Source organism: Faecalispora jeddahensis (genome assembly GCF_000577335.1).
In the GTDB taxonomy this organism is placed as follows: Bacteria; Bacillota; Clostridia; order Oscillospirales; family Acutalibacteraceae; genus Faecalispora; species Faecalispora jeddahensis.
Genome location: NZ_CBYL010000019.1, coordinates 41,986 through 63,525, shown reverse-complemented (window position 1 = coordinate 63,525; position 21,540 = coordinate 41,986). Strand labels below are relative to the sequence as shown.

26 protein-coding genes are annotated in these 21,540 nt (G+C 47.4%); 11 read left to right on the top strand and 15 right to left on the bottom strand.

Annotation, left to right across the window (positions count from 1 at the left end):
- Nucleotides 1-77: 77 nt before the first annotated feature.
- The 7 genes from purC to TY09_RS18320 all read left to right on the top strand — a co-directional run bounded on the left by purC (nucleotide 78) and on the right by TY09_RS18320 (nucleotide 9,975).
- On the top strand, nucleotides 78-782 hold the full coding sequence (gene purC, locus TY09_RS09030) for a phosphoribosylaminoimidazolesuccinocarboxamide synthase (protein ID WP_035317115.1): 705 nt from the start codon (nucleotides 78-80) through the stop codon (nucleotides 780-782).
- Between the two features lie 43 nt (nucleotides 783-825).
- The gene (gene purF / locus TY09_RS09025) at nucleotides 826-2,277 is read left to right on the top strand and encodes an amidophosphoribosyltransferase (RefSeq protein WP_081759635.1); all 1,452 of its coding nucleotides are present in this window, start codon (nucleotides 826-828) and stop codon (nucleotides 2,275-2,277) included.
- A gap of 136 nt (nucleotides 2,278-2,413) precedes the next feature.
- Complete coding sequence (gene purB, locus TY09_RS09020; protein ID WP_042433338.1) at nucleotides 2,414-3,844, top strand: adenylosuccinate lyase; 1,431 nt, start codon at nucleotides 2,414-2,416, stop codon at nucleotides 3,842-3,844.
- 222 nt (nucleotides 3,845-4,066) lie between these two features.
- Complete coding sequence (locus TY09_RS09015; RefSeq protein ID WP_042433335.1) at nucleotides 4,067-5,344, top strand: adenylosuccinate synthase; 1,278 nt, start codon at nucleotides 4,067-4,069, stop codon at nucleotides 5,342-5,344.
- Between the two features lie 221 nt (nucleotides 5,345-5,565).
- Nucleotides 5,566-7,395, top strand: a complete 1,830-nt coding sequence (gene glmS, locus TY09_RS09010) for a glutamine--fructose-6-phosphate transaminase (isomerizing) (RefSeq protein WP_009065015.1) — start codon at nucleotides 5,566-5,568, stop codon at nucleotides 7,393-7,395.
- Between the two features lie 20 nt (nucleotides 7,396-7,415).
- Complete coding sequence (guaA, locus tag TY09_RS09005) at nucleotides 7,416-8,957, top strand: glutamine-hydrolyzing GMP synthase (protein ID WP_042433332.1); 1,542 nt, start codon at nucleotides 7,416-7,418, stop codon at nucleotides 8,955-8,957.
- A gap of 109 nt (nucleotides 8,958-9,066) precedes the next feature.
- Nucleotides 9,067-9,975 (top strand): FRG domain-containing protein, encoded by a 909-nt coding sequence (locus tag TY09_RS18320; RefSeq protein ID WP_042433328.1) that lies wholly within the window; start codon nucleotides 9,067-9,069, stop codon nucleotides 9,973-9,975.
- 446 nt (nucleotides 9,976-10,421) lie between these two features.
- Here the strand turns inward: TY09_RS18320 and TY09_RS08995 are convergent, their stop codons facing one another.
- The 5 genes from TY09_RS08995 to TY09_RS08975 form a co-directional block, all read right to left on the bottom strand.
- Nucleotides 10,422-10,856 carry a protein-export chaperone SecB gene (locus TY09_RS08995; protein WP_042433325.1) on the bottom strand — a complete coding sequence of 145 codons (435 nt, stop codon included), beginning with the start codon at nucleotides 10,854-10,856 and terminating at the stop codon, nucleotides 10,422-10,424.
- A gap of 26 nt (nucleotides 10,857-10,882) precedes the next feature.
- Entirely contained in the window at nucleotides 10,883-11,485 is a 603-nt protein-coding gene (locus TY09_RS08990; protein WP_052335584.1) for a type II toxin-antitoxin system MqsA family antitoxin, read from the bottom strand.
- Nucleotides 11,486-11,522: 37 nt separating this feature from the next.
- Nucleotides 11,523-11,858 carry a type II toxin-antitoxin system MqsR family toxin gene (locus TY09_RS17605; RefSeq protein ID WP_052335583.1) on the bottom strand — a complete coding sequence of 112 codons (336 nt, stop codon included), beginning with the start codon at nucleotides 11,856-11,858 and terminating at the stop codon, nucleotides 11,523-11,525.
- 236 nt (nucleotides 11,859-12,094) lie between these two features.
- Nucleotides 12,095-12,850: a sigma-70 family RNA polymerase sigma factor gene (locus TY09_RS08980; RefSeq protein WP_042433322.1), complete on the bottom strand. Its 756-nt coding sequence runs from the start codon at nucleotides 12,848-12,850 to the stop codon at nucleotides 12,095-12,097.
- Nucleotides 12,851-13,038: 188 nt separating this feature from the next.
- The gene (locus TY09_RS08975; RefSeq protein WP_052335582.1) at nucleotides 13,039-14,508 is read right to left on the bottom strand and encodes a hypothetical protein; all 1,470 of its coding nucleotides are present in this window, start codon (nucleotides 14,506-14,508) and stop codon (nucleotides 13,039-13,041) included.
- Nucleotides 14,509-14,575: 67 nt separating this feature from the next.
- Between TY09_RS08975 and TY09_RS18155 the strand changes: the two genes are divergently transcribed.
- Nucleotides 14,576-15,523: a zinc-ribbon domain-containing protein gene (locus TY09_RS18155; RefSeq protein WP_187119598.1), complete on the top strand. Its 948-nt coding sequence runs from the start codon at nucleotides 14,576-14,578 to the stop codon at nucleotides 15,521-15,523.
- A 182-nt stretch (nucleotides 15,524-15,705) separates the two neighbouring features.
- Here TY09_RS18155 and TY09_RS08965 read toward each other — a convergent pair whose 3' ends face one another.
- The 10 genes from TY09_RS08965 to TY09_RS08920 all read right to left on the bottom strand — a co-directional run bounded on the left by TY09_RS08965 (nucleotide 15,706) and on the right by TY09_RS08920 (nucleotide 20,164).
- A complete protein-coding gene (locus TY09_RS08965) occupies nucleotides 15,706-16,095 on the bottom strand; it encodes a phage XkdN-like protein (protein ID WP_042433319.1) in 390 nt (129 codons plus the stop codon).
- A gap of 89 nt (nucleotides 16,096-16,184) precedes the next feature.
- Entirely contained in the window at nucleotides 16,185-16,748 is a 564-nt protein-coding gene (locus TY09_RS08960) for a hypothetical protein (RefSeq protein WP_042433316.1), read from the bottom strand.
- 412 nt (nucleotides 16,749-17,160) lie between these two features.
- On the bottom strand, nucleotides 17,161-17,592 hold the full coding sequence (locus tag TY09_RS08955; RefSeq protein WP_042433312.1) for a hypothetical protein: 432 nt from the start codon (nucleotides 17,590-17,592) through the stop codon (nucleotides 17,161-17,163).
- Between the two features lie 179 nt (nucleotides 17,593-17,771).
- A complete protein-coding gene (locus TY09_RS08950; protein ID WP_042433308.1) occupies nucleotides 17,772-17,963 on the bottom strand; it encodes a hypothetical protein in 192 nt (63 codons plus the stop codon).
- Complete coding sequence (locus tag TY09_RS08945) at nucleotides 17,960-18,259, bottom strand: hypothetical protein (protein ID WP_042433306.1); 300 nt, start codon at nucleotides 18,257-18,259, stop codon at nucleotides 17,960-17,962. Before TY09_RS08945 ends, TY09_RS08950 begins: the two co-directional genes overlap by 4 nt.
- An 18-nt stretch (nucleotides 18,260-18,277) precedes the next feature.
- Nucleotides 18,278-18,931, bottom strand: a complete 654-nt coding sequence (locus TY09_RS08940) for a Rha family transcriptional regulator (protein WP_042433304.1) — start codon at nucleotides 18,929-18,931, stop codon at nucleotides 18,278-18,280.
- Nucleotides 18,932-18,941: 10 nt separating this feature from the next.
- Nucleotides 18,942-19,286, bottom strand: coding sequence for a hypothetical protein (locus tag TY09_RS08935; protein ID WP_042433301.1), 345 nt, complete (start codon nucleotides 19,284-19,286; stop codon nucleotides 18,942-18,944).
- A gap of 206 nt (nucleotides 19,287-19,492) precedes the next feature.
- Entirely contained in the window at nucleotides 19,493-19,768 is a 276-nt protein-coding gene (locus tag TY09_RS08930) for a DUF6291 domain-containing protein (protein ID WP_042433297.1), read from the bottom strand.
- Between the two features lie 4 nt (nucleotides 19,769-19,772).
- Nucleotides 19,773-19,964 (bottom strand): thioredoxin domain-containing protein, encoded by a 192-nt coding sequence (locus TY09_RS08925; protein ID WP_042433294.1) that lies wholly within the window; start codon nucleotides 19,962-19,964, stop codon nucleotides 19,773-19,775.
- A 2-nt stretch (nucleotides 19,965-19,966) separates the two neighbouring features.
- Nucleotides 19,967-20,164: a helix-turn-helix domain-containing protein gene (locus TY09_RS08920; protein WP_042433291.1), complete on the bottom strand. Its 198-nt coding sequence runs from the start codon at nucleotides 20,162-20,164 to the stop codon at nucleotides 19,967-19,969.
- Between the two features lie 136 nt (nucleotides 20,165-20,300).
- On the opposite strand from TY09_RS08920, the gene TY09_RS17600 reads away from it, so the two are divergent.
- The 3 genes from TY09_RS17600 (at nucleotide 20,301) to TY09_RS08905 (ending at nucleotide 21,407) form a co-directional block, all read left to right on the top strand.
- The gene (locus TY09_RS17600; RefSeq protein ID WP_052335581.1) at nucleotides 20,301-20,861 is read left to right on the top strand and encodes a helix-turn-helix domain-containing protein; all 561 of its coding nucleotides are present in this window, start codon (nucleotides 20,301-20,303) and stop codon (nucleotides 20,859-20,861) included.
- 13 nt (nucleotides 20,862-20,874) lie between these two features.
- On the top strand, nucleotides 20,875-21,126 hold the full coding sequence (locus TY09_RS08910) for a hypothetical protein (RefSeq protein ID WP_042433288.1): 252 nt from the start codon (nucleotides 20,875-20,877) through the stop codon (nucleotides 21,124-21,126).
- 86 nt (nucleotides 21,127-21,212) lie between these two features.
- Nucleotides 21,213-21,407, top strand: a complete 195-nt coding sequence (locus tag TY09_RS08905) for a hypothetical protein (RefSeq protein ID WP_042433285.1) — start codon at nucleotides 21,213-21,215, stop codon at nucleotides 21,405-21,407.
- Nucleotides 21,408-21,540: the final 133 nt, after the last annotated feature.

Below are 21,540 nucleotides of genomic sequence, written 5' to 3'. Positions count from 1 at the left end.
AAATCAACAGCTTTTTACAGTGGCATTATGGCAGAAGAAAGGCCCGCCGATGGAAACAAAAACAGGGGGAAAGAATCATGCAAAAAGGAAATTTACTGTACGAGGGAAAAGCAAAGAAAGTTTACGCTACCGAGGATCCTGCTTGCTACATTGTAGATTATAAGGACGACGCCACCGCATTCAATGGCCTGAAAAAGGGAACCATTGTGGGCAAGGGCGTTGTCAATAACCGTATGTCCAATTTCATGTTCCAAATGCTGGAGAAAGACGGCATCCCCACTCACTTTGTCAAAGAGCTGAGCGACCGCGAAACACTGGTCAAAAAGGTAGAGATTGTTCCGCTTGAGGTGATTGTCCGCAATAAGGCGGCCGGCAGTCTGGCGAAGCGCCTTGGCCTGGAGGAAGGCACCCCCATGCGCACTCCGGTGTTGGAATTCTGTTATAAGAACGACGAGCTCGGCGACCCGATGGTGAACGAATACCACATTCTTGCCGCTGATTTCGCAACGAAGGAAGAGATCGATGTCATCAGCAAGATGGCGTTGCGCATCAATGAGCTGATGTGCGAATTCTTCCGTTCGGTGAATATTGAGCTGATCGATTTCAAGCTTGAGTTCGGCCGCTGCGACGGCAAGATCATTCTGGCCGACGAGATTTCCCCCGATACCTGCCGCTTCTGGGATATCCACACCCATGAAAAGCTCGACAAAGACCGTTTCCGCCGCGACCTTGGCGGTGTGGAAGAGGCTTATGCCGAAGTGATGAAGCGCATTGGCCTGTAATGGCTTTCAATACTTGTGTCAAGACGATGAGGAGTTGAATTCGTTGACGGATTTTGAAGAGTCCTCCTGGAAGCCTCGCGAGGAATGCGGGGTATTCGGGATTTACAGCAAAGAGGGAAAAGAAATTCCGCCGGCTTACGCGTGCTATAACGGCCTTCTGGCGCTGCAGCACCGGGGGCAGGAGAGCTGCGGCATCGCGGTGAACGACCGCGGGGTGATTTCTTATTCCAAAGACATGGGCTTGGTGTCCGAAGTGTTCAGCGACTCGATTCTGAATCGTCTGAACGGGCAAATTGCCCTTTCTCACGTGCGGTACTCCACCTCGGGCGACAGTGTGCGTGAAAACGCCCAGCCGCTCGTTATGCGCTATATCAAGGGCACGCTGGCGATTGCCCACAACGGCAACCTGACCAACGCCCACGAGCTGCGCCGTGAACTTGAGCGAAACGGCTGTATTTTTCAAACCACGATCGATTCCGAGGTAATCGCCTATATGATTGCCCGGGAGCGGATCGGCGCGGCCTCCATTGAGGAGGCCGTGTTCCGCGCCATGCAGAAGATCGAGGGTTCGTTCTCTCTTCTGGTCATGAGCCCCCAGAAGCTGATCGCGGTGCGCGACCCCAACGGGTTCCGTCCGCTCTGCATGGGCAAGATCGGTGAGGATATCGTCTTTGCGTCCGAAAGCTGCGCTCTCGATGCGGCGGGCGCGCAATTTGTGCGCGACGTGGAGCCGGGCGAGCTGATCGCCGCGGGCCCCAGCGGGCTGAAATACCTGTACAATAAGGTTCCGGCCCAGCGCTCGCTGTGCGTGTTCGAGTATATTTACTTTGCCCGTACAGACAGCAAAATCGACGGGCTCGGCGTGTACGAGTCCCGCAAAGAGGCGGGCCGCCTGCTGGCGCGCCAAAGCCCCGTGGAGGCCGACGTGGTCATCGGCGTGCCGGAATCCGGCATTGACGCCGCCATCGGGTACAGCGAGGAATCCGGCATCCCGTACCAGAAGGGAATTGTCAAGAACTCCTACATCGGCCGCACCTTCATCAAGCCCACGCAGTCTGAGCGCGAGCGCAGCGTGCGCATCAAGCTCAACGCGCTGGAGAGCGAGGTGCGTGGCAAGCGTGTTGTTCTGCTTGATGATTCCATTGTGCGCGGCACGACCAGCGGACGCATTGTGTCGATGCTGAAAGATGCCGGCGCGAAAGAGGTTCATCTGCGCATCAGCTCGCCGCCGTTTCTGTGGCCCTGCTACTACGGAACAGACATTCCCACCAAGGATGAGCTGATTGCCGTTCAGCACACCGTGGAAGAGATCGCCGAGATGAATTTTGCGGATTCTCTGGCGTTCTTATCATTGGACAGCCTGCCCGGTATGCTGAAGGGCAAGTGTTCCGGCTACTGTGACGCGTGCTTCTCCGGGAATTATCCGACTGAAATCCCGCAGGAAATGATTGAGCACAGGCCGCAAAACTACTGTATGCCGATTCAGCGCCTGTAATATGATCCATTTGCTTTCAAAGTGACTTTACGGGAAGCGGCAATTTCTTCTCCCGCCGCAAGCGGGAAAAACCAATGGCCTTTGAAAGTGAAATGATTTGAAAAGATGCCCCGAAATACGCTTGGAGGTTGCAGCATTGAAAAATACGTACGAATCCCCTCTTTCGGCGCGGTACGCCAGCGCCGAAATGAAGTTTTTATTTTCGCCGGACAAAAAGTTCCGTACCTGGCGCCGCCTTTGGATCGCCCTGGCGGAGTCGGAAATGGAGCTGGGCCTGCCCATTGCGCAGGAGCAGATCGATGAAATGCGCCGTTTTGCCGACGACATCAATTACGATGTCGCCGGGGAGCGCGAGAAGATCGTGCGCCACGACGTGATGGCCCATGTGTATGCCTATGGCGAGCAGTGCCCGAAGGCGCGCCCGATCATCCATCTGGGGGCAACCTCCTGCTATGTAGGGGACAATACCGATATTATCGTCATGACGGAAGCTCTGCGGCTGCTGCGCGACAAGCTTGTCGGCGTCATCCGCATTCTGTCGCATTTCGCGGTGGAGTACAAAGACCTGCCGACTCTGGCGTTTACGCATTATCAGCCCGCGCAACCCACCACTGTCGGCAAGCGCGCCACGCTCTGGATTCAGGATCTTCTGATGGACCTTGAGGACGTTGAATACCAGCTCGGCAAGGCAAAGCTGCTCGGCTCGAAGGGGACGACCGGCACGCAGGCCAGCTTTTTGGAGCTGTTTGACGGCGATTATGAGCGCGTAAAGGCGCTCGACCGCAAGATCGCGGAGAAGATGGGGTATTCCTCCTGCTTTGCCGTTTCCGGCCAGACGTATTCCAGAAAGCTCGACAGCCAGATTCTGTCTATTCTGAGCGGGATCGCGCAGAGCGCGACCAAGTTCTCGAACGACATCCGCCTTCTGCAGCATATGAAGGAGATCGAGGAGCCCTTTGAGAAGGGGCAGATCGGTTCCTCCGCCATGGCGTACAAGCGCAACCCGATGCGCAGCGAGCGCATTGCGTCTCTGGCGCGCTATGTGATCGTCGACAGCCTGAACCCCGCCATCACAACCGCCACCCAGTGGTTCGAGCGTACGCTCGATGATTCCGCGAACAAGCGACTGAGCGTTCCCGAAGCGTTTCTGGCGGTCGATGGCATCCTTGACCTGTACAGCAATGTGGCAGATGGTCTTGTGGTATATCCTAAGGTAATCGAGCAGCACCTGCTGCGCGAGTTGCCCTTTATGGCCACCGAGAACATCATGATGGACGCGGTCAAGCGCGGAGCGGACCGCCAGCAGCTTCACGAGCAAATTCGCGTGCATTCCATGGAAGCGGCCAAGGTCATCAAGGAGCAGGGCGGCGAAAACGACCTGCTGGACCGCATCGCGGCGGACCCGGTGTTCGGCGTCACGCGCGAGGAGCTGTCCGGCCTGGTAGACCCGTCGCAGTATACGGGCTGTGCCGCGGTACAAACCCAGGAATTTGTGAGCGGAGTGGTAAATTCCGTTTTAAAGGAATATGATTCCATAGAAATTAAAAAAGCGGAAATTAATTTGTAAACAAAACGTAAAATCCGCGGGCATTCCAAAGAAAATCGTAGGCTTTTGGGGTGTTTTGTGGTATGATAATCACGAGCGTTTTGATGTGCAATTTTAAAAAATGCCGTAATGGCGCTTTGCGCCTGTGGTATAAGAATACAAATTGATCCGCCGCCAAATGAAAAGCCGCGGGCGGTGGAAAAAATTGGCTGGTGCGGCACCGGCGGAGAGTGAGCAGTACTAATGGTAAAAGCGATAGTAGGCGCCAATTGGGGCGATGAAGGAAAAGGGAAAATTACCGACGTCATGGCGGCGCAGTCCGACATCGTGATCCGGTACCAAGGCGGCAGCAATGCGGGCCATACCATTATCAACGAATATGGCAAGTTCGCGCTGCACCAACTCCCCTCGGGCGTATTTTACGATCACACGACCAACATCATCGGCAATGGTGTTGCGCTGAGTGTGGAAAACCTCATCAAGGAGATGGATTCCCTGCGGCAGCGCGGAGTTCCGGAGCCGAAGCTGATGGTTTCTGACCGTGTGCAGATCGTGATGCCTTACCATGTTGAAATGGATGCGATGGAGGAAGCGCGTTTGTCCTCCAAGTCCTTTGGTTCCACCAAATCCGGCATCGCGCCGTTTTATTCGGATAAATACGCGAAGATCGGCTTTCAGGTCAGCGAGCTGTATGACGACGAGTCTCAGCTCAAAGAGAAGATTCAGCAGGTTCTGGATGTGAAAAACTCGCTGTATCAGCACCTGTACCACAAAGAGCCGCTGACAGTGGACGCCGTTTACGAAAAGCTGATGGAATACCGCCAGATGATCGAGCCCTATGTTGCAGACACCTTCACGTTCCTGCATCAGGCGGTCAAGGAGGGCAAAACCATTTTGCTCGAAGGCCAGCTTGGCGCACTGAAGGACCCGGATTTCGGCATTTACCCCATGGTGACCTCTTCCTCCACACTGGCCGGTTACGGCGCTGTCGGCGCCGGTGTTCCGCCGTATGAGATCAAAGAGATCATCGCCGTGGTAAAGGCGTATTCCAGTGCCGTAGGTGCGGGCGAGTTTGTCAGCGAAATCTTCGGCGAAGAAGCCGATGAGCTGCGCCGCCGCGGCGGCGACGGCGGCGAGTACGGCGCCACAACGGGCCGTCCCCGCAGAATGGGCTGGCTTGATCTCGTGGCCTCCCGTTACGGCTGCGCGGTGCAGGGCGCTACCAGCGTGGCGCTGACCGTGATCGACGTGCTCGGCTATCTCAAAGAGATTCCCGTTTGCGTGGCGTATGAGCTCGACGGCAAGCAGATCGATTATTTCCCGCCGGCCTCTCAGCTGCGCCGGTGCAAGCCGGTGCTGAAGACGATGCCCGGCTGGTGCTGCGATCTGCGCGGCATTACCCGCTACGAAGATCTTCCCGAAAACGCGCGCCGCTACATTGAGTTTGCGGAGGAGCAGATCGGTGTTCCGGTGAAAATCGTGTCGAACGGACCTTCCCGCAGCGATATTATCTATCGGTAATCGACAATCATATTCTGCTAGGGAAATTACGCAAAAAAGCGTCAACTTGAAAAAACGGTTGGCGCTTCTTCCTATTTTTAATTCCTTTATGGCGCATTCATCTAAAAAGTGATTTTGCGTGAAAACGGCAGTTTCTTTCTCCGCCAAAAGCGGGAGAAGAAATCAACAGCCTTTTGAAATTGTATTCATACTATGACAGGGAAAGAAAGGTGGCATTTATCATGTGTGGAATCGTTGGTTACATCGGCGGTGATCAGGCGGCGCCCATTTTGTTAAACGGTTTGGAAAAGCTGGAATACCGCGGGTATGATTCCGCAGGAATGGCAGTATATACAGGGGATGCGCTGCGCGTTGTGAAAAGCAAGGGACGTTTGCAGGTGCTCAGTGATCTGGTGGACGGCGGAAAATCGCTGCAGGGAACGGTTGGCATTGGCCATACCCGCTGGGCGACCCACGGCAAGCCCTCAGATATCAATTCCCATCCGCAGGTGAGCAATTCCGGAAAATTCGCGGTGGTGCATAACGGCATCATCGAAAATTATCAGGAAATCAAAGAGAAGCTCCTCAAAAAGGGCGTCAGCTTCGTATCGGAAACAGATACCGAGGTTGTGGCTCAGCTACTGGAATATTATTACGACGGTGATATTCTCGATGCGTTTATCCGTGTCATTTCGCGCTTGCAGGGCTCTTACGCGCTTGGCATGTTGTGTGTGGATGACCCCGATAAGCTGTATGCGGTTCGCAAAGACAGCCCGCTGGTGGTTGGCCTTGGCGAGCACGAGAATTATGTTGCCTCCGACATTCCTTCCATCCTGAACCGCACCCGCGATTTTTATCGCTTGAAGGACAACGAGATTGTTCAGCTGACCCGCGACAGCGTGCAGATTTGCAATTTGGAAAAAGAACCCATTGAAAAAGAACTGGTTCATATTGACTGGGATCTTTCTGTTGCGGAAAAAGGCGGCTATGAGCATTTTATGTTCAAGGAAATCATGGAGCAGCCGAAAGCGCTGCGCGACACGATTTCTCCCCGCATCAAGGATGGCCGCATCGTGCTCGACAACGTGACTCTCACGGCGGAGCAGCTCCAGAAGTTCAACCGCATCAGCATCGTGGCCTGCGGTTCTGCGTACCATGTGGGTGTGGTCGCGAAATATGTGATCGAAAAGCTGACCCGCATCCCTGTGGAAGTGGATGTTGCCTCCGAATTCCGTTACCGCCACCCGATTCTCGACAACAACTCCCTGGTGATAGTCATCAGCCAGTCCGGCGAAACAGCGGATACGCTGGCGGCTCTCCGCGAAGCCAAGCGCCTTGGCGCACGCGTCATTTCGATCGTGAACGTGGTGGGCAGCTCCATTGCCAACGATTCCGACGATGTTCTGTATACCTGGGCAGGCCCCGAAATCGCGGTAGCGACGACAAAGGCATACAGCACGCAGCTGGCGGTTGTCTATCTGCTGGCGATTTATATGGCGGACCTGCTTGGCCGCCTGACGCCGGAAGAGTACGCAGACTATGTCAAAGAGTTGCAGGAGCTGCCGGATAAGGTGGAGAAAACGTTAGAAAACAAAGAGGATATTCAGTATTTTGCATCGAAGCATTTCAGCGCGAAGGATATTTTCTTCATCGGCCGTAATCTGGATTACGCCATTTCTCTGGAAGGCTCTTTGAAGCTGAAGGAAATTTCTTATATCCATTCCGAAGCTTACGCCGCCGGCGAGCTGAAGCATGGAACGATCTCTCTGATGGAGGAGGGAACGCTGGTTGTTGCGATCGCCACCCATCAGCAGCTGCTCGAGAAAATGATGAGCAACGTGATCGAGGTGAGAAGCCGCGGCGCGCTGGTGCTGGGCCTGACCACCGAAGACAACGCGCAGGAGATCGGCAAGGATATGGATTTCCTGTTCTCGGTGCCGACGGCCTGCGAGATCATGCGGCCGTCTCTCGCGGTGATCCCGCTGCAGCTGTTCGCGTACTATGTGGCGTCCATGAAGGGCTGCGATATTGATAAGCCGCGCAATCTGGCGAAATCCGTGACTGTGGAATAACTGAGGAATAGGGGAGTTTTATGACGATTCATAACGAGGCTGTTTTAATTTTGGATTTCGGCGGACAGTACAGTCAGCTGATCGCGCGCCGTGTGCGCGACCTGAACGTGTACTGCGAAATCAAATCGTACAAAACGCCGATTGAGGAGATTCAGAAGGCGGGCTATAAGGGAATTATTTTTACCGGCGGCCCCAATAGTGCCTATGCTCCCGGAGCACCCGGCTGTGAAAAAGAAATTTTCGAGCTCGGGATTCCGATTTTGGGAATTTGCTACGGCGCACAGCTGATGGCTTATAAGCTGGGCGGCAAGGTAGAGCCTTCTAATGTGAAAGAGTACGGAAAAACACCGGTGGAGTTTGATCTTTCCTCCGAGCTGTTTCACGGTGTGGAGCAAACCAGTGTCTGCTGGATGAGCCATACCGATAAAATCGTTGCACTGCCCGAAGGGTTCACGGCGCGCGCTCACAGCCGCGCCTGCCCTGTGGCGGCAATGGACAACGCGGAGAAGCGTCTGTACGGCGTGCAGTTTCACCCCGAGGTGGAGCATACCGTGCAGGGCAACGAGTACCTGAGAAACTTTTTGTATCGTGTCTGCGGCTGCTCCGGCGACTGGCGGATGGACGCCTTTGCGGCGGAAACGATCCGCCAGATCAAGGAGCGTGTCGGCGATAAGAAGGTGCTTTGCGCTCTCTCCGGCGGCGTGGATTCCTCCGTCGCTGCAGTGCTGGTGCACAAGGCCATCGGCAAGAATCTGACCTGCATCTTTGTCGATCACGGTCTGCTGCGCAAGGACGAGGGCGATCAGGTGGAGCAGGTGTTCCGCGAGCAGTTCGACATGAACCTGATCCGCGTCAATGCACAGGAGCGTTTCCTGTCGCGCTTGGCTGGGGTGTCCGAGCCGGAGGCGAAGCGCAAGATCATCGGCGAAGAGTTCATCCGCGTTTTTGAGGAAGAAGCCAAGAAACTCGGCCATATGGATTATCTGTGCCAGGGTACGATTTACCCGGATGTGGTCGAAAGCGGCGTGGGCGAAGCGGCAGTCATTAAGAGCCACCACAACGTGGGCGGCCTGCCGGAGGACATCGGTTTTACCGGCCTTGTTGAGCCCCTGCGCGACCTGTTTAAGGACGAGGTTCGCCGTGTTGGTCTGGAGCTGGACATCCCCAAGTTCCTTGTATTCCGCCAGCCGTTCCCGGGCCCGGGCCTTGCGATCCGTGTGCTGGGCGACATCACGAAGGACAAGCTTGACCTTCTGCGCGACGCTGACGCGATCTTCCGTGAGGAAATTGCCGCTGCTGGCCTCGACAGGCAGATCAATCAGTACTTTGCAGTGCTCACCGGCATTCAGAGCGTCGGCGTCATGGGCGACGGCCGCACCTACGACTTTACCGTTGCACTGCGCGGTGTGACCACCACCGACTTCATGACGGCAGACTGGGCCAGAATCCCGTACGATGTTCTGGCAAAGGTTTCGAACCGCATCATCAACGAGGTGAGCGGCGTCAACCGCATCGTGTACGATATCACCAGCAAGCCCCCGGCCACAATTGAGTGGGAATAAAATAAACAAAGCCACAAACTCAGCAATCGTGCGGGTTTGTGGCTTTAAATTTAACACAGTGGCTCTAAAATGGTTCTATATTTGTGCTGCAAAAGGGAGACTATCTGAAATGAATAAAATAAATCTTGAAATCAAAAACTTAACTGATTTATTTAATATACAGGATAGATTAAAAATGACCTATCCACAAGCGCCAGTTTCTTCTCCCTATATTTATCGCGGGGTGGGTGACGAACAATACCAACTTATTCCTTCTGTTTTTCGTAAGGTGACGCAAAAGTTTGATGATGACGAATTTATGAATATCTCAAATGACAAGTACTTAGCGTATTCAACAGAAAAGAAAGTATTGCAGGATTTTATTGGGGAAGCGGCCGGGTACATAAAAGATATTCCTTCTAATGATTTTTTGCGGTGGGCAGAGTATGCTCAACATTTCGGCGCTCCTACGCGATTGCTGGATTGGACCTCTAATCCATTGGTTGCTTTGTTTTTTGCCTGTGTTAATGCCGAAGATAGAGACGGCGCTTTATGGATCTTGCACGAGGGTAATTACCGATATTTTAGTTTTATAAATTCAAAAATGAGTGACAAAGATAAGAAGATGATGAATGAGATAAGTTATAGGGAGATGTTTAATTTTCTATTTTGTCAAAACAACCAAATGCCTTTAGAATATCCCGCTGTATACCAGCCGTATTATGTTGATAATAGAATGAGTGCACAGTCAAGTAAATTAATGATCTGGGGCACGAGGCAGGGCGCACTTGAAGAAATGATTCCTAAGGAAAATTATCTGGCAATCCAGAATCCTACTGATGGAATATACTGCAATTACGGTGGCCAAAATCAGGAAGTAATACTAAAGTTGAAAATTTCCCAATATGCGAAGCATAGAATTATTCGGCAACTCGAAGGTGTTGGCATCAATCACAAAACGCTTTTTCCGGGGCTGGATGGGATAGGAAAACATATTGAGTATAAATATAAATTTGATTATAATGAAATTGATTTTTAATTTTTTCTCATGTTGAAAACATTTTAAGAGAAATTAAGGGCTTCACGGATTTACGTCATGAAGCCCTTTTGCTTGTGTAATATTTAGAAAAACTGTCTATTTGAAGATCGTTTCGCTCAAATACAGTACCGGTTATCGCTGGGTGGATTAGGCTTCGTACGGTCAGTTCTGGTAGAGCGCATAGACATAAAAAATAAGACGGTTGCCAACATAACAAGTACGTTGAAAACCGTCTTAGGTGAAACTGGTCGAGGTGATACGCAACATTGTTTCCCTGAAATTTTATTCAGATATTCTAAACTGGATAGATTCTAATTTCTTTTAGGTCTCTAGACAAGGCAATAAAAAGCTGGTGTAGATTCAAACAAAATATAGTTTTATATAATCCATAATGTGCAGCATCGGAATATATTTAATGTTTATGTTTAAGTAAATAGGGTGCAATATCAATTTTCTATTTGACTATCTTCACTTGTTTCCTCCTGTTTTAGCATTTCCACAATATTCAAAGTAGGCAAAATTAGCGGGGGAACATTGGAGTTAGCCGTTATTGTAGTTATTAAGGCCCGCAAGTATGGGAAAAGAATGGCTACTGCATTTTCTTTTATAATTGTATCATCGCCAGAATATGCAAAACGCCCCACAATGCTTAATGTCAAATAAAATGGAAATGATTGATCGTCTGAATTTTCATCCGGTTTAATTTCAAATCCTATCTCTACGAAATAATCATTAGCATCATTTTTTGATATTTCTCTCCAAAAAAATGGTTTTAAGCTCACCTCTTCATTATTTGTTTCAATGAATCTTTCGTTTTTATGAAATATTATCTTATTAACTTCGTATCCATAAAAGTTCAACATACTTTGTACTATTTCCATAAGTGCTACCTCATTCTTTTAAAAAATCAATGTTGTAAAGCATTCGGATGACAGGAATCACCTGGATAACACAGGCTGAAGCTATCGTTTACCAGATTAATTATTGGAGTCCTTTTCTTTGGAATATCAAGATGAATAGAAATCAGACTCTTTTTAATATTAGTTTGTAACAGAGAAGCAACGATTTTTTCCGTTTTATCTATTTCGGGTCGCTGTAATAAATGTTTGTTCTTTTCCCAAAGTACAATAAAATTATCGGCCCTTTCCACCATTAAAATCAAATTATTCTGTCCTTCATCCTGCAAAGATCCGTTTTCATATCTTGTTATAGTCTTCTCTCCAAGGCCAAGAATTTTTGCAAAAGAACTCTGTGTCAAACCATACTTTTGACGTATTGACTTTATCTCATCAGGTAATAAAAGCTTGTTTTTACTTCTATATGAATTGTAAGCTTTTAATAAATTTTCGCTGTCAAGCTTATCATCCCAAAGCTCTTCTCCGCACTCAGGACAAGTTTTCACTCTTGCCATTATAGTGATTTTTTGTCCTTTTACTTCGTACTGCTCTGTCTTATTTTTGATTTTATCACTTGTTACTTCTTTTAGGCAGCATGGGCAAAGCTTGTTCATAAAGGTTCCTCCAAACACTATGTTATATAATACACAATCATTTCATCCCGTCAAAATGAAAACCTAGCACCCTTAATAAATTATTTTCATTTTTGACAATTTTGAATTTTATATACAATTTTTTACCGCTAACAAATTTTTTAAATTCCCAAACAGAATCTGGACATCTTGAATCTCTATCTGGTGTAGGGCCTCTAAACCAATCTCTATCAACTAGATCATTAATTTCTTCATAAATTTCAGAAGGCATCATTCCCAATTTTGACAAAGTCTTCATATTTTTGGGTCTTGGTACAAAATCTGTGTTTCCCTCTGCTATCGCAAAACGCGCTTGTTGCAGTATGCTATTTATTTGAGTACAATCCCGCTGCATTCGTCCACCATCCTCAAGGCCAGTATCAATTGATACCTTTGTGTCTTGAGTATATAACACATAATATAAAAAGTCAATTAGTTTGCTAACAGTGGTACACAAATTTTTAATTCAAATATTTTATTTGATAACATACTGCTTTTATTCTAAAAACTTTCTCTCAAAAGGGAATATAAACAAGAATTCCCCGCAACCGGATTCGTTCCAGTTACGGGGATCGTCATTTCTTCTCAGTCTTATATGCGTATTTTCCGGTACTCAGTCCGTTCAACCAGTCTTTCCTCCACACTACCTTTGTTCTTCCATGAGGTGAATCCGGTTCCCTGGTAGGCTTTTTCATACCCCACGACGAACGGACGGAGCAGCACGGAACATGAAGGCTTACGCAGACCCCGGAGCCCTTTTGCTACCAACTGCCGGACGCATTCGCGAGTAGTTCCGTCCTGCTGGGCGATTGCTTCAAGCGTCATGTCCTGATAATATCGGCTGCGGATGGTTTCTTCCTGCTGTTCGTCCAGCGTACCCAGCGCCTGCTCCATTGCGCCGTGAAGCTGTTGCTGGTATATTTCTTGTTCCACATCTTCAAACGCCTGAGCGGCATTCTCGTCCGGTATGGTGTCCATCACTGTAATATCTTCGCCGCCCGGTATAAGTTCATCCAGACTTTCCGCGCAATTCAGAGGTCGCTTGGCAGTGTTTCCACGAATACCGATTAGAGCATTAAAGCGTTTCTTCGCATGGAAAGAGATAAAGGACGTAAACTTAAAGCCCTTCGTTTCGTCAAAGGCTTGTACAGCATCCAATACAACAAAGAAGGATTCTTGCTGCACATCCTCAAGAGTAATGCCGGAAGCCGCACAGGAGGCCATACTACGGTTGTAGAAGCGGAAAGCAAACTGATAGGCAAGCTTCTTCGTCTGCTCCCACAGAGCCGCCACGGCCTCGGAATCGCCTGTCTTAACACGCAAGGCCAGTTCCTCGTTTGTTTCCATGCAAATTTCCTCCTGAACTTAGAAAAACTTAGAGCCTGTGGGCACGATACGTGCACGTAAAAATGAAACAGTATGGTGAGATTTGTGAGGCCCTAAAAAAGGAATGTATCCCGACATTTCCGACCCCCTAAAAAGAGAGTAAAAACGATTACAAGCGAGGAAGAAGCGAGGGGTTATACTGAATTTATTTATGCGTACACCCCTGCGGCTTGTGTTTGCTGGTTTTGGGAAACTACATCTCCCAAATAATTAGCAACCTCTTCCATATCAGCAATTTTTTCAACTCGTTCAACGTGAACGCTGACTTGCGGTGTTATCTGTTGCAAGTTAAACATTGCCATTGCTTTCTGTGCTGCCAAGTCAAACTGATATCGAAGGGATTCCTTTTCAATTTCGACTTCGCCTTTAACAGGTATTGGCGCTGTATTGGTAATTTCGGCGTTCACGGCTCCCGATCCACCTAATTTCTGCGCTTTAGCGATTGCTTGCTCTGCTGCTTTTTGAGCATCTTCAACTGATTTTGCAGCACCACTTCCCGCACTTCCTGCAATACTATCCATGTTTTTGTATATGCCATATGCAGTAGCGGCGCCGGCAATAGCAGCGGATAGTGCAATCCAATTACCAGTTGTAGAAGCTAGCACAATATGCATAGCTGAGGTGGCGGTAGTAGCAATGACGGTAACTGTTTTATAAGCAAGCAAGGCCATAGACAATCCGCCAACCACTGGTACTATGGTAGATAAATTTTGCGCTAACCAGCTCAAACCGCTTCCAAGAAAATACATTCCATTACCAACGAGATTAAAGAACGGAGCGAATTTTCCTGCGTCCATATCTGCATTAAGCTGCTGAAACATTGTAGAAAGATTTTGTACGATCGGGCTAGATTCATCCCCTAATGCTGATCGAACATTATCTCCAAACTTTGTGGCCTGTGTTTGTAAAGAGGTGAAGTTTTTGTCAACAATTCCCTGAGTTACGCCAAATTTGTTGAAAACGGCATCAAGATAGTTCAAAGTGCCGTTCATGTCTCCGGCGTTGACCAGATCGCGAATCTTCGCCCCGCTGATACCAGAAATATTAAAGCGCTCTCTGGCACTCATAACATCGCCAGAGATCAATTCTTTCATTGCGAAGACTGCGCCCTCACTTCCCTGTGTAGGGTCGCGAGCATAAAGGCGTTCTGTTAATTGGTACAGTTTAGTCATTTGGTTAATGTCTTGGGTAAACGGCAAAAACGATTTAGTGGCATTAGCAATGCCCATAGAGCCCAACACGGATTTTTGCTTACCATACAGGTTTGTGTAGTTGTAAAGGGCTTGGCCTGCCTCGTCGCTATTTAAAAGTGACTGGAATGTATTAAGCTGCACTTGCTTTTCCGCGCCGGTCTTAACGGCCGCGAACATCACATCGAGAGCTTTTTTGCCAAGGTAAGCAGCGGATACAAGCCCGGTAATCCGTCTTGTGATCGAGTTGATACCGTCCGACATAACCCGAGTTCCTGACGCATCACCCATAGTACCGTGCATATTCTTCAAGGCTTTATTGAGTTGCGTTTGCTGCTTTTCGGCTTGCGCAGTAGCTGTGATTATCGATTTCATTGGGCTAGAAAAATTATCATTAAGTCTAAAGATCACCGAGAGTGTGTTCGCCAATTAAATCACCAGCTTTCTATTGGAATGAAATCCAATATATGGTAATATGAGAAAAAGGGGGGATACAATGTATTGCAAAAACTGTGGAGAACGAATTCCTGAAAACAGCAAATTCTGTTTGAACTGTGGTGCTACTATTAATGCCTATGAGCCTAAGCCAATAGTTGAACTAGAAGCAGCGACTGGACAAGTAGCGGAACCGGAAGAGCAAAGAGAAAAGAAAGGTTGCGGTCGAATTCTTGTGCTTTTCGGCGTTTGCATTATACTTTTTGCGATAGTAATTCAGGGCGTAGATGAAAGCAGCGTCGTAAGCAGTGGCGCACCCGCGCTTCCGGCCGTTGCGAGTGCAACAGAAGCCACTCAAGCCGAAACTTCTTTGTCTCCGAGGCAGCAACAAATCCGCGCAGCCTTTGAAGCTGGCGCGCAGTGGGATATAGAGGATACGATTAAAAGACTTTTGAAAAACCCCGACAGTGCAGAATTCACGCACAACAAGGACGGCTGGTCTGCGGATAACGCAATATTGACCGGTGACGGAACAGTCAAGTATACAAATGCCTCTGGAAGTTCTGTTGTAGAAACGTTTACTGTTAGTGTTATAACTACTGACGAGCATTATTTTCCGCTGTTTGTCAAATTGGGAGATAGTGTTTCTGCTGATGATCGTAAAGGCGTGAACAGTTTGGGCTTAACCACTAAAGCCGGAGAATCAATATTTGGGACAGAACAATCGCATTCGATTTTTAAAGATGATGCGGTTAATCTCGTTGTTGTCACCGACGAATTCAGGCAGAACATGACCCTGGCCGAATTTAACCGTATTAAAACCGGGATGCGTTATGAAGAGGTAACCGAAATAATCGGTTCATTTGGAACCGAGCTAGCGCGTTCTGAGGTGGCTGGATATCAATCCGTCATTATAGCTTGGGATGGAAACGGAGATATAGGAGCAAACGCAAACGTCACATTTAGTAATGGCCAAGTAATGGCTAAAGCACAAATGGGCCTACAATAACCCCCAGCGGCAGGTTAATTCCTGCCGCTATTTCTTTTTCATTTCCTCGCTGACGATCGAATCGCTGGCTACAATCAGAGCGCGTTCATGTACAGGCAAAGCCATAAATTCGTGTGGTAATATATTGTGATTTTGCAAGGCGAGGTGCGCCCAAAAGTAAAACCCGTCCCCGCCCTGCCTGATCAGTTTTTTGCTTCTTTTACCTTTGCTTCGAAATTGACTGTAACGTCGGCGTGTTCGTTGTAGATGTTGATGAGCGCGCCGACTTCATCCCCGGTAAAGATCACTTTCAGCGCGTCTGTTGCAGAAAGAATTTTGCACCCCTCTCGTTCTGATAGCGCATTAAGTAGTTCTGCGTTATGCAAATCTGGTTTAACCAAACTAGCGGCGATGGCCGGATACATTGCCCCAAGCCCTTTTAGATTGCTGGTCTGTACTTCTGCGGAAATTTTGGCGATTTCCTCCGCATTTAATGCGCGCATTTCAAACTCTGCATCACCAAAAGAACTTAGTTTAAACTTAGCATTTGGTTTGCGCTCCGGGTGTAAAAACTGCATCAAAGTTTTTTCCATGATAGACTCCTTAAATTAATTTTTTTATGGGGGCTTTAGGTCAAAAACAGCTTTAATGTACGTTAGGTGTGAACTCTTCGAGCTTTCTCTTAACCTAAAGTTTTATCAAAGTCTGCATAGCATCCTTCGTCCCCGGATTCCAGATTGAAATAATGCTCATTACGAGCGGCACCTTCCAAACCAATACCAATATAGTTATTAAAATGGTTGCAGAGGTCTTGTGCTGCCTGAATCTGATCGTCGGGTGATGGAGCAGTGTTTACATGGACTTTGTTTTTTTCTCCATACTCTTTTATGGCCCTTTGCATGATGTAGCTGTCTTTATGCCGATCCGCAAGGGTTTGGAGTTCATCTGCCGTTAATGTGACAGGAGCGGACAGTAATCTAATATCATCAGGCAAATTACCATTGAGCTGGATTTGCTTGACGTTCTGATAAGCCTGTGCAGCACTGTCACGAAGCGAAGCCAACTGCCGCCGGGCCGTTTCACCGGCGGTACTCGCGGAGCTATCAAGCTTTTGCAATTCTGTTTTAAGGCGATCCCCTGCGTATTCTGCTGGCGCTTTGCTTTTTTGGTCGATAAGGGAATGAATCTCTTTGAAATAGTTTTCAGTTACCTTTTTACAATCTTCAACATATTTACAATTAGCCATAATGTGCCTCTTTCAAAATTAATGATTTACATAGCGTTCTGCCGTTTTTGGGCCTGCGCTTCGGTGTTCACGCCGACCATATTAATACCTTTGTTTAATGCCTGAGGGGATAAATAGAAAAAGGCACAGGATACCAGCTGATAAGCTGTTTCCCATGCCTTTGAATGGCTGCCTATTGGCGGTACTCTATGCCTTAATTTATATATTTATTATACCAAAAATGTAGAGAAAAGTCAATCAACTTTCTAGGCTCCATGCGGGTTTACAGAATTTCTAGTGGTCAAATACAGATGAATAAACGGGGGCTTGTTGTCGGCTCTGTGCAGCCTTGCATAAGGCAAAATCTGTCGGGCCGCCTGGATCATGGCTGCAGCTGCTTCTTGCTCCTGGGGCTGGTAGGATATATGAACTTTCATACAATGCCGGCCTCAGTCAGGACTACCTGCCGACCGTCTTTGAATTCTACCGCAACTAAATTTGAGTCACGAAGCAGCACAGAGAGGAAATGCTCGTCTGCATACGTGGCATCTTTCTTTGACAGTAGCCCCAGCTTTGCAGCAGTGAAGAAATTCCCAATACGGGAAGTCGGCTCTTCGTCCCAATTGTATATCCAGGTTCTGAACAGGCCGACTTCATCCGAAATGTTGGTGATCCAGGCGTCGTCCTCCTCGGGATTCGCGGGAAGGTTCAGGATGGCGGTCATAACCTGTTTATCCGAAGCATCACCATAAAGATTCATAATGCCATAGTAATGAACAAATTCTTCCTTGGAAATGCACGTAAGATTATTATTGGAATACTCGACGACGTAGCCGGGTACGGTGTTAAACTCTTTTGTGTTCATTTTGAATGCTCCTTTAAAAATCAATATTTTGCTAACTTAACAAATTGAATTCTGCCAATCGTGCCAAATAGCCTCAACTGATTGACTTTCATTTAGCCTTTTAAGGCAGAAACTGATAAACTCTATACCGTCTAGACTATTTAAGACTGCTTCTACATCTGCTGCTATTACGGGGCCGCTCACGGTGCAATCTCCTCAGGGACTATCTTTTTCCAATATTCTGATGTTTTCATCCATTCATTTCGAAGTTCATCAGGAGACTTGCCACTATCTCTATTATCACGAAGATAATAGAGGAATTTATAAAACTCCTCTTTCCCCTCTTCATCCAAGGAAGAAATTAGCAAATCCAATTCTTCTATGGCTATCATGATAAACCCTCCTCAATGTATCGTCTTTTCTGATAAAATGTCATGCTTCGCCATTCTTCAAGAGCGTTGTCAGCTCGTTCATCTTTGCGCTGCTTTTCAAGCAAAAAGTTTAAAAGTCCAATAATATCCTTTTTATCTTCTTTGCTTAATCTCCGAAATGCTAACAATAGTTTAGCCCCACGATCGTCAAGGGCTTGTGTTTCCTCCGAATTTATGGTATCCTGACTTTGTTGAATGAATTTTGCGCTCTGAACGGTTGCCGCCGTTGGGGCGCTATTTTTTTTGCTTTTGAGCATGGTTTTCCCTCCTTTGTATTAAGCAATATTTTTCATAGCCTGTTTGTTAAGCAGCAGAGCTTTGATATGCTGATAGTCCATGCCCAGGTCAATCAGTGCTGCTACCTGATCCTCCAGTCGGGCGATTGCCTTGATTTCATCGGCGGCCATGTAATCGGAGGCGGCCGCATTCTTTTCCGCCCCGCGCTCTTTGCGGATTTTTGAAGCGGTTTTTCCGAGTATCGTCTTATAAACCAAATCCATATAGAGCTTGTAATCCCATTTACTGTGATTAGGATTGCATTGAATCGCATCTGTAAGGCTTCGGTGAGGCGTTTTGCGATCTGCCTTGGCTATTTGTCGTTCTTGAAGCTGGGTTCGCATCTGGTAGAACTGCCGAACCAATTCGGTTTTGAACCGGATCACCTGCTCGGTGTTCTGCAAAAATGTGATAAGTAGAGTGGCCTGCTGCTCGTTGAGGTGGTAAAGTTTTTCGTACTTTACGCCTCTGCTCTTTTTCACTGCGCGCATTTCAAATGCGACCAGTCCAAAAGATTTCAGGCTTGTTTCGTGTTTTGCAATCATCTGTTGGATGGCATGATGTTTGATGCCTGCATACTCTGCTATCGTTTCGCTGGTAGTGAAGGGCATTTCTTTCATGCTTTGGGATTGAACAAAGACCAATTGATCCATATAACCCTCCTTACATAATCTCGTAGAATCGAAATAGGCGAACGTCCCCGCTGAAAAAGTGGTTGATATTGTAATCACAGCGGTATTGCGTTTGAAAGTGCCGGTCAATCATGGGGAAATAGTCCTCCGGTTCAAGGTCTATGGGGTTTCCGTATTCGCCGGCAACAAAAGGCATATCCTCAATCATTCGTTGAATCTGCTCTTGCCGGATATACGGATGGGCTTTCCCGAAGGTTTCTTCGTATTTGTTGAAATAGTATTCAAATATGGAAATAACCTCTCCCAGCGAATAGGAAGGGCTGTCTGCTGCCTGGTAGGCCTTGGCTGCAATGGCTCCAAATACATCAGGGTTCATATGTATCACCTCCTTTCAAGAGGTCTTATTCTTTTAAAAGGCGCGAGCGGGGGCGCTGAAAGCGCACTCCCTTCTTACCTTTTAAAAAACAGTTACATTGTCACTAACACTGACATTAACACTTACACTTACAGCCATTTTTGCTATGCTTGCCATAGGAAAAATAGCATTGCCATATAATGTATAGCAGAACATGGCAATGCTATTTACGCATCATTGCCCCATCGGACTTCCGCACCTTTTTTTCCGGCCTCTGATCTTGCTCTTTTGGAAGCCTCCCACTTTGTGGTATCTCGATTGAGCTGGGCTTTCAAACCTTCGAACATTATATCTTCCATAGGGAAGTTACTGAAATCAGGCACTTCACCGGTGTCGGTATAGGCAATAACTGATTTTATCAGCCGCCCGGCCTGTTCGTCAGTCAGCTTTTCCCATTGTGGTCGGCTGTCTGTATAAAGAACAAAACTCTTTTTCTCTGCCATGGCATCACCCTGCCACTTCTTCCAAGCCACCAAAAAATTTCTTGTTGAAATACGCCCGGGGAACACGGCCAGATACGGTTATGTAGCCTTGTGCTTTCAACTCTTGATTCAGTTCCCGAAAAATTTCGTATGTCTTGCCCTCAGACAATTCAAGGATACGCGCGGCCTCTGGAGCACCAATATAATACTGTTTCATATTCACACCTCATCAACTATCTGCGCTACGCTCACGCCTAAGCCCTTAGCCAGTTTTGCGGCTGTAATCGGGTTACACGTTCCGCGCCGCTTCACGGTAGAAATGTTTTGTCGAGAAATGCCCGAGCGATCCGCAAGCGCGGTAACTGTAATACTATTTTCGGCCTGCAACAATTCAATTTTTTGTCTACTGATATTCACCTTTATCACCTCTTCTCAAAATGTTCCTTATGAGAACACTATAAACCGTAATTCTGTTCCTGTCAAGAACATTACTTAATTATCTTGAAATTTTGTTCCTGTTAGGATACAATGTTTGTAAAAGGAGGGGGTAACTTTGTCTGTTGGTGAGCGGATCAGAGATATACGGAAAACAATAAAAATGACGCAAGAAGAACTTGCGTTAAAGCTGGGTGTAAAGCGATCGGTTATCTCAAAATATGAAACTGGTTTAATTACTCCAAGCTTAGATATGCTTGAACAAATAGCATCTGCACTAAAAGTGGGTGTAAACTACTTGTTTACAGGAGATCAAGGTGACGCTGGGGCAGTTATCCCAAATGAAGATTTTAGTGATGATGAGCTTAAAGTGAGATTGATTGCGCACTATGATAAAAAATTAGCTGATAGAAATCTTTCAATTGATGAATGGGGGCCAGATGGAATCGTCAGAATTGCTTTCGAGGATTTATTAAGTGAGTTTAAAGAGGGTAAAGTTTCGTTAGATACCTTTTTAACGATAATTACATTTATGGATGAAGATTTCAGAAAACTCTTATCGAAAGAAGAAAGAGATGAACAAGAAAAACGCTTTAACGATTTAGAGAAACAGCAACTTGAGGACTTAGCCAAGATACCAGACCACCAAAAGGACAAAACCCCGTCGGAGGGAGAATAAGGGGGGGCTTTTCATGCCTAAGCTTCGTACACCTTCGAGCATTAAGTCAGATAGAGAAATTATTGCTCGAATTAAGTATGGAATGGAAAAACAAGCAATATCAGTCGATTCCTTGGCACTCGCCATGAGAACCAGCACCAAAACGGTATACGAAAGATTTAAAAACCCCGGAACATTTAGGCTAGAAGAGTTGCGGCAAGTTAGCAGGAAGTTAAATATGCCTCTTTTGGTATTGTTGGGCGAAGATGGTTTACTAACGAGTTGAAAAACTGTATCCACAAGTGTCGAAAAGTTTACCCGCTCAAATTTGAGCAAGTTAAGTCACTCTAAAATTTGTGTGAGGCGAGATAAATGCCAAGAGAAAAAGAGCTGTACCGGGATACGTTGGAGAGGATTCGAAATAGGGCCGATGAGCTTTATCCTGACAAACTGGTTTACACCCAAAAAGAAGCTGCTGAAATAATCGGAGTGTCGGCAATGACTATTTCCCGCAGGGGATTGAAAAACATGATAACCGCCGAGCAACTCGCGAGGGCGTTTGCATAGTGTGGGATGGGTTTTCCCCGACCGGCGGGGAATAGAACCTTTTTCCACTTATGGCAAAACGCTTAACGTTGCAACTCCCCGCAACAATCTTCCCCCATTTGTGGGGACGATAGGGAAAATGCAGGTTGGTCTG